Annotated in this window: 6 protein-coding genes and 2 pseudogenes; 3 read left to right on the forward strand and 5 right to left on the reverse strand. The window is 67.7% G+C overall.

Translation table 11 applies throughout. The annotated features are described in order from the left end of the window. Positions 1-7: 7 nt before the first annotated feature. The 4 genes and pseudogenes from BN976_RS03560 to BN976_RS03575 all read right to left on the reverse strand — a co-directional run bounded on the left by BN976_RS03560 (position 8) and on the right by BN976_RS03575 (position 3,202). Complete coding sequence (locus tag BN976_RS03560) at positions 8-1,348, reverse strand: UDP-glucose dehydrogenase family protein (RefSeq protein WP_036367969.1); 1,341 nt, start codon at positions 1,346-1,348, stop codon at positions 8-10. A gap of 81 nt (positions 1,349-1,429) precedes the next feature. After that, positions 1,430-1,687: pseudogene (locus BN976_RS03565) on the reverse strand (4-hydroxy-2-oxovalerate aldolase); the annotation flags it as partial. Between the two features lie 103 nt (positions 1,688-1,790). Then, complete coding sequence (locus BN976_RS03570) at positions 1,791-2,579, reverse strand: 2-keto-4-pentenoate hydratase (RefSeq protein ID WP_036367971.1); 789 nt, start codon at positions 2,577-2,579, stop codon at positions 1,791-1,793. Continuing rightward, the gene (locus tag BN976_RS03575) at positions 2,576-3,202 is read right to left on the reverse strand and encodes a TetR/AcrR family transcriptional regulator (protein ID WP_036367975.1); all 627 of its coding nucleotides are present in this window, start codon (positions 3,200-3,202) and stop codon (positions 2,576-2,578) included. The genes BN976_RS03570 and BN976_RS03575 overlap by 4 nt, the downstream gene beginning before the upstream one ends. A gap of 113 nt (positions 3,203-3,315) precedes the next feature. On the opposite strand from BN976_RS03575, the gene BN976_RS03580 reads away from it, so the two are divergent. From BN976_RS03580 to BN976_RS03590, 3 genes are read left to right on the forward strand one after another with little or no spacing between them, the layout of a single operon-like run. After that, positions 3,316-4,878: a bifunctional 3-(3-hydroxy-phenyl)propionate/3-hydroxycinnamic acid hydroxylase gene (locus BN976_RS03580; RefSeq protein WP_036367978.1), complete on the forward strand. Its 1,563-nt coding sequence runs from the start codon at positions 3,316-3,318 to the stop codon at positions 4,876-4,878. Continuing rightward, a complete protein-coding gene (locus tag BN976_RS03585) occupies positions 4,875-5,741 on the forward strand; it encodes an alpha/beta fold hydrolase (protein ID WP_036367980.1) in 867 nt (288 codons plus the stop codon). The genes BN976_RS03580 and BN976_RS03585 overlap by 4 nt, the downstream gene beginning before the upstream one ends. Beyond that, complete coding sequence (locus BN976_RS03590; protein ID WP_036367983.1) at positions 5,738-6,721, forward strand: VOC family protein; 984 nt, start codon at positions 5,738-5,740, stop codon at positions 6,719-6,721. Before BN976_RS03585 ends, BN976_RS03590 begins: the two co-directional genes overlap by 4 nt. A 22-nt stretch (positions 6,722-6,743) precedes the next feature. Here the strand turns inward: BN976_RS03590 and BN976_RS03595 are convergent. Further along, positions 6,744-7,200 (reverse strand): annotated as a pseudogene (locus BN976_RS03595) (DUF7159 family protein); the annotation flags it as partial.

Genomic DNA, 7,200 nt, shown 5'->3' on the forward strand with positions numbered 1-7,200 from the left:
GGCGACGCTACGCCGCCGCCGGTTCTCCACCGAAGCGTCCCAGCGCGAACACCTGCCAGCCCGCCTGCTGCCACTGTCCGACGTCGAGGCAGTTGCGGCCGTCCACAACGACTTTCGCCCGCACCGTGTCGGCGAGCAGCACGGGGTCGAGCTCGACGAACTCGCGCCATTCGGTGAGGACCAGGACCGCGTCGGCGCGGTCGCAGGCCTCGACCACGGTGGTCGCGTAGTTCAGGGTGGGAAACAGCCGCCGGGAGTTCTCGATCGCCTGCGGGTCGTAGACGTTGACGGTGGCGCCGTTGAGTTGCAGCATTCCGGCGACGTTGAGCGCGGGTGAGTCCCGCACGTCGTCGGACTCCGGCTTGAACGCCGCGCCGAGCACCGCCGTGTTGGCGCCCAGCAGCGAGCCTCCGCACGCCTTGGTGGCCAGTTCGACCATCCGGGTGCGGCGACGCATGTTGATGCTGTCCACCTCGCGCAGGAACGTCAGCGCGTGGTTGGCGCCGAGCTCACCGGCGCGGGCCATGAATGCGCGGATGTCCTTGGGGAGACAGCCGCCGCCGAATCCGAGGCCGGCGTTGAGAAACCGGCGGCCGATGCGGGCGTCGTGGCCGAGCGCGTCGGCCAGCAGCGTGACGTCGGCGTCGACGGCCTCGCACACCTCCGAGATGGCGTTGATGAACGAGATCTTGGTGGCCAGGAACGCGTTGGCCGACACCTTGACCAGCTCGGCAGTCTGCAGGTCGGCGATCAGGAACGGCACCCCCGCAGCGAGCAGCGGAGCGTACATCTCCCGCAGCACCGGTTCGGCTAGTTGTGAATCTCTTTGCACCCCAAGCACAATGCGGTCGGGGTGCAGGGTGTCCGCCACAGCGAACCCCTCCCGCAGGAACTCCGGGTTCCACGCCACCTCGACGGTGACGCCCTCCGGAGCGAGGCCTGCGGCACGCACACTCAGGTCTGCTGCGGTGCCCACCGGCACCGTCGACTTGCCCACGATCACCGCCGGACGGGTCAGCAGCGGCACCAGGGTGTCGATCACGGCGTAGACGTGCCGCAGGTCGGCACCGTATTCGCCCTTCTTCTGCGGTGTTCCGACGCCGAGGAAATGCACGTCGGCGAATCCCGCCGCCTCGGCGTAGTCGGTGGTGAACCGCAACCGACCGGCATCGATGTTGCGCTGCAACATCTCTCGCAGACCAGGCTCGTAGAACGGCACCTCGCCGCCGGAGAGCTTGGCAACCTTACCGGCGTCGATGTCGACACCGAGAACGTCGTGGCCGAGCTCGGCCATCCCTGCGGCGTGGGTCGCGCCCAGATAGCCGGTCCCGAAGACGGTGCACCGCATACCGCCTGTATAGGCAGCCCCGGTGAGCTGACCGCTACGCGACACTGAGCGCCAGGCCAACGGCAGGTGACGAATACCCGCTCAGGACCGATCGGCACCCGTGAGGTCGAGCGCGATGTCGACCAGCATGTCCTCTTGCCCACCGATCATTCCTCGTCGTCCGGCCTCTTCGAGGAGCGTGCAGGCGTCGATGTGGTAGCGGGCGGCCGCCTCGGCGTGACGCAGAAAGCTGGAGTACACCCCGGCGTAACCCAAGGTCAGCGTTTCCCGGTCGACGCGCACCGGACGGTCCTGTAGCGGCCGGACCAGATCGTCGGCGGCATCCTGCAGTGCATGCACCAGCGGTCCGTCGCTGCGCAGGATCTTCATCATCAGGTCGGTGCCGACGTCCCCGGAGCCGAGGATCGCCACCGGGCACTTGACTGTCGGTGTCATCACGTCCTCAGGTGAAGGTCACCGACACGGTGCCCAGCCCGCTGACGGCGGCCGACGCGTCGTCCCCGGGTTCGACGAACGCGGCGGTCGTAAACGAACCGGACATGACGAACTGGCCCGGCTGCAGCGCCACATTGAACGGGGCGAGCGCGTTGGCCAGCCAGGCCACCGCCGCGGCGGGATCCCCGAGAACGGCGGAACCGAGCCCGGTGTCGATCTCGGTTCCGTTCAGACACAGCGATGCTCGCGCCGATGCCAGTTCCACGTCGTCGGTGAAGGGCAGCCACGGCCCCAACACCACCGCGCCCGAGCTGGCGTTGTCTGCCACCGTGTCGCACAGCGTCAGCTTCCAGTCCGCGATCCGGCTGTCGACGATCTCCAGGGCGGCCGCGACCGCACCGGTGGCGGCCCGCACCTGCTGCACTGTGATTCCTGGGCCGCGTAACGGCTGGTCGAGCAGGAACGCCACCTCGGGCTCGACACGCGGCGCGCAGAACCGGTTGCGCGGCAGTGTCGCTCCGGACGGCACGACCATGTCGTCGAGGAGGTAGCCGAAGTCCGGTTGGTCGACGCCGAGCAGGGTCTGCATGGGCTCCGAGGTGAGCCCGATCTTGCGCCCCACGACGATACGGCCCTGGTCCACCCGTTTGGCGAGGTTGACCTGTTGAATCGCGTAGGCGTCGGCGATGTCCATCTGCGGATACCGTTGTGTCAGTTGGCCGATCGGGGCGGCGTCGGCATCTGCGACGGCGAGCAGGTCGGCAGCGTGCTCGATCAGGTCGCGGGGCATCGTCATCGGTTGTTCTCCTCGATCATCCGCAGGGCGGTGTCATAGAGCGCCTGACCGTGCAGCGCGAAGAGAGCCATGAGATCCACCGTGTCGCCGCCGATCTCCTTGGCGATGAACAACCCGTCGGCACCGGCGATGGCATAGGTCGACAGGTGGCGCACCTGCTCCTCGGACAGGTCCAGACCCAGGTCACGGATGCTGGTCGCAAGGGCGGCGAACGCCTGCTCGCGGACCTGGATGAACATGGCCCGCGCCTTGGGTTCGACCGGACGGCGTTCCAGGGCGAGCATCAACCCGAGGCGCAGGAAGTCCGGCGAGTCCAGGACCGCTTTGGCGGTGCCCATCGCGACTTCCATCAACCGGTCCCGCGCCATCACGTCGTCGGGCAACTGCCAGACGGTCAGCCAGTTGGCGAAGCTGCGTTCGATGACGGCGGCGATCAGGTCGTCTTTGTCCTTGAAATGCCAGTAGATGGAACTGGCGGGTAGACCGCATTTGGCGCTCACCGCGCCGATGCTCGTGCCCTCGTAGCCCCGTTCGGCGGCGATCTCGGTCGCCGCGTCGAGGATCCGCCTGCGGGACAGCTCTCCGTCGGCGCGCCGCTGACGGCGCTTCGGCTGGTCCGTCATGACTGATTCATCTCCGCTTCTTGACTCTGTAGTGATCGCTACATTACCGTAGCGATCACTACAGCTCAAGTTCGCGGCCGACCGGGCGGCGACATTCGGATAGCGAGACAGTCATGGATGACTCATCGACCTATGACGTGGCGATCGTCGGGTACGGCCCGGTGGGCGCCACCGCGGCCAACCTTCTGGGCCGGAGAGGGCTCAAAGTCGTTGTCATCGAGCGTGATCCGGACATCTACTTCCGGGCCCGGGCCATCTCGACCGACGAGGAGGTGATGCGGATCTGGCAGCAGATCGGGCTGGCCGAACAACTCAACGCCGAGATGCAGCCCGGCTGCGGTGCCGACTTCGTCGACGCCGACGGTAGGAGTTTCGTCAAGCTGCTTCCCGCGGACCGCGGAAACGGACACCCTCCGCAGCAGTTCATCTACCAGCCCGCGGTGGACAAGACGCTGCGCGCCGGCGTCGACCGCTTTCCCAACGTCACGGTGCTGCTGCGACACGAATGCCTGCGTCTGGTGCCCCGCACCGACGATGTCGAGTTGATGCTCGCCGACCTCTCCGAAGACCAGTTCAAACGGATCCGCGCCACCTATGTGATTGCCGCCGACGGCGGGTCGAGCGCAGTTCGCGGGCAGCTGGGAATCGGTTTCACCGGGAGCACCTACTCCGAGCGCTGGATCGTCATCGACACCAAGGTGCTCAGGGAGTGGCCCGGTCACGACAGACTGCGGTTCCACTGCAACCCGGCCCGCCCGACCGTCGATTGCCCAACTCCGCTCGGGCACCACCGGTGGGAGTTCCCGGTCCGCGACGAGGAGGACGAGCGGGACCTCCTCACCGAGGATGCCATCTGGAAAGTCCTGCACGGCCAGGGAATCTCGAAGGACGACGTCGAGATCATCGGCTTCGCCTGCTACAGCCATCACGTCCGGTTCGCGGACCGGTGGCGGGTGGGCCGGATCTTCCTCGCCGGCGACGCGGCGCACGCCATGCCGCCGTGGATCGGCCAGGGCATGTGCGCCGGCGTGCGTGATGTCGGCAATCTGTGCTGGAAGCTGGAGGCTGTGCTGACCGGGGCAATGCCCGAGTCGGTGCTCGACAGCTACCAGGCCGAACGGCTGCCGCACGTCCGGGAGGTCACGCAGCGCGCAGTCAAGGTCGGGCGCCTCATCATCGAGCGGAATCCCCTGCGCGCCAACATCCGTAACCACTTCTTCCGAGCCGCGAGCAGGCTGCCGTTCTTCACCGCCTGGCTGCGCGACCACCGCTGGCTCCCCGACGCCCGGTACCGGGCCGGCCTGCTGACTTCCGACCGCCACCCCGCGGTGGGCTGGCTGATCCCGCAGCCCTGGGCCGTCGACGAGAAGGGTGACCGGGTGCGCCTCGACGACGTCCTGGCCGGCGGTTGGACGGTACTGCACATCGGCCCGGAAAGCCTTTGGCGGTCTTGGCGATCGGCCGGCGTACCGGTGATCGCCATCGCCCCACCGGGCAGTGCGCCGGCACCGGGTCGCATCGTCGACCGCGACGGCACGTTGATCCGCTGGATACAGACCAAGAAGGCCACCGTCGTGGTGGTGCGGCCCGACGGATTCGTCTACGCCGCCGCCGCAGATCAGCCGTTGCCGGCGCCGCCGGCCGGATTCACCCCTCGAGTGAGGCAGCAAGCATGACCAGATCTGATTCCGAATACCGGGTTCGCGTCGGCACCGCCGAGATATCCGTGACCGACACCGGCGGCGACGGGGCACCGGTCGTGCTGCTGCACGGCGGCGGCCCCGGCGCGTCGGGGATCTCGAATTACTCCCGCAACATCGACGCGCTGGCCGCGTCGTACCGGGTGATCGTCCCCGACATGCCCGGGTACGGCCGATCGACCAAGTACGTCGACCACAGCGATCCCTTCGGCTATCTCGCCGACAGCATCCGCGGCATGTTGGACGAAATGGGCGTCCAGCGAGCACATCTGGTGGGCAACTCGTACGGGGGTGCGGCCGGGCTGCGGCTGGCGCTGGACACCCCGCACCGCGCGGACAAGCTGGTGCTGATGGGCCCCGGCGGCATCGGCACCACCCGCGGCCTGCCCACCCCCGGCCTGAAGAGCCTGCTGGGCTACTACGCCGGTGAGGGACCCAGCCGCGAGAAGCTCGCCACCTTCATCCGCAACTACCTGGTGTATGACGGCCCGTCGGTGCCCGACGAGCTGATCGACCTGCGCTACCAGGCCTCCCTCGACCCGCAGGTGGTGGCCGACCCACCGCTGCGCCGCCCGTCCGGCCTGCGCACGCTGTGGCGGATGGACCTGACCCGGGACAAGCGGCTCAGGCGCCTGACCAACCCCACCCTGGTGCTCTGGGGTCGCGACGACAAGGTCAACCGCCCGGCCGGTGGGCCGATGCTGCTCAACATGATGCCCAACGCCGAACTGGTGATGACGTCCCACACGGGTCACTGGATGCAGTGGGAGCGCGCCGAACTCTTCAATGAGCTCGTCAGCGACTTCCTCTCCCCCGACACGAGATTGGCAAGTTCATGACACCTGACGTGTTCGGAAAGGTGCACCTCGGTTACCTGGTGATCGAGACCGAGAGGTTCGCCGACTGGCGGCGCTTCGGGCGTGACGCCATCGGCATGCACCTCGACGAGACGTTGACCGATGTGATGCGGTTTCGCCTCGACGACAACGCCTGTCGCTTCCTGTTGACGCGCGGACCGGCCGAGGACACCGCCGCGCTGGGCTGGGAAGTCGACGACCACGACACCTTCGACACCATCGCGGCGCGCATCCACGACCACGGTGTTCCGGTCTCCGACGGGGCCGCCGAGGAGGCCGAGATTCGCGGCGTGGAACACTTCATCCGCTTTCCCGGCCCCAACGGCCTGGTCCAGGAGTTGTACGTCACCCCGCGAAAAGGATTGCAGCACCTTCGGTTAGGGGTTGCGGGTGGCTTCGTCACCGGCGTCGACGGCATGGGGCACGTCGCCATCGCCACGAAGAAACCCCATCAGATGCACGGCTACTACCGAACAGTGTTCGACGCACGCCTGTCGGACTACATCGACGAGACGATCAGCGGACTGAAGTTCAAGATCAGGTTTCTGCGGGTCAACGAGCGACACCACAGCGTGGCCATCGCCTCGGTGAAGCGGTTGCCGCTCAACCCGATCCGCACCCGGATCCAGCACTGCAACATCCAGGTCGCCGAACTCGACGACATGGCGTCGGCGTATCGCCGGGTCAAGGAGCTCGGTTTCGAGATGGCGCTGTCGGTCGGCCAGCACACCAACGACAAAGAGCTGTCCTTCTACGCCGTCACTCCGTCGGGGTTCGAATGGGAGGTGGGATGGAATCCGATCGTCGTCGACGAGGCGACGTGGGAGCCCACCACCCACCAGGGCATCAGCCTGTGGGGTCACACCCCGGAGGGGCACACCATCGTGAACCTTCTCGAACGGTTCAAGGCCGGCATGCGTTCGGTGTTGCACGCGGAGGACAGCGTGCCTGCACTCGTGTGAATGGAAGCCGGCGCCGCCGTGGTCAGCCGCGACCTCCGCCGGGCGCGCAGAAGATCAGGAAGCAGCCGTCGCCGTTGACATCCCCGGGAACTCCGCTGCCCGAACCGCCGCGGGACGAGCCGGAGTCACCGCGACCGCCGCCGTAACTGCCGCTGCCGCCGTAACTGCCGCTGGAGCTGCCACTGCCTGAACCGGCACCGGACCCGCTGCCCGGCCACTGCGGCTGCTGCGGCACCTGGGGAACCGTGGGCACCTGCGGCACGGTCGGCACCTGCGGGCGGGTGGGTACCACCGTCTGCGTCGGCAGCGTCGGCGTGGGCTTGTCGTCGTCGTCGTCCTCCCACGGCGGCTGCCACGGTTCGTCGGGCTCGACGGTCTGGGTGGGCCACGTCCACGCCGGTTTGGGCGGCGTCCACTGCGGACGGGGCAGCACGATCACCGGGGGCGGCACGACCACGGGCGCGACGACCGGCGGTGCC

The sequence above is a fragment of the Mycolicibacterium austroafricanum genome (genome assembly GCF_000612725.1).
Classification (GTDB): Bacteria; Actinomycetota; Actinomycetes; order Mycobacteriales; family Mycobacteriaceae; genus Mycobacterium; species Mycobacterium austroafricanum.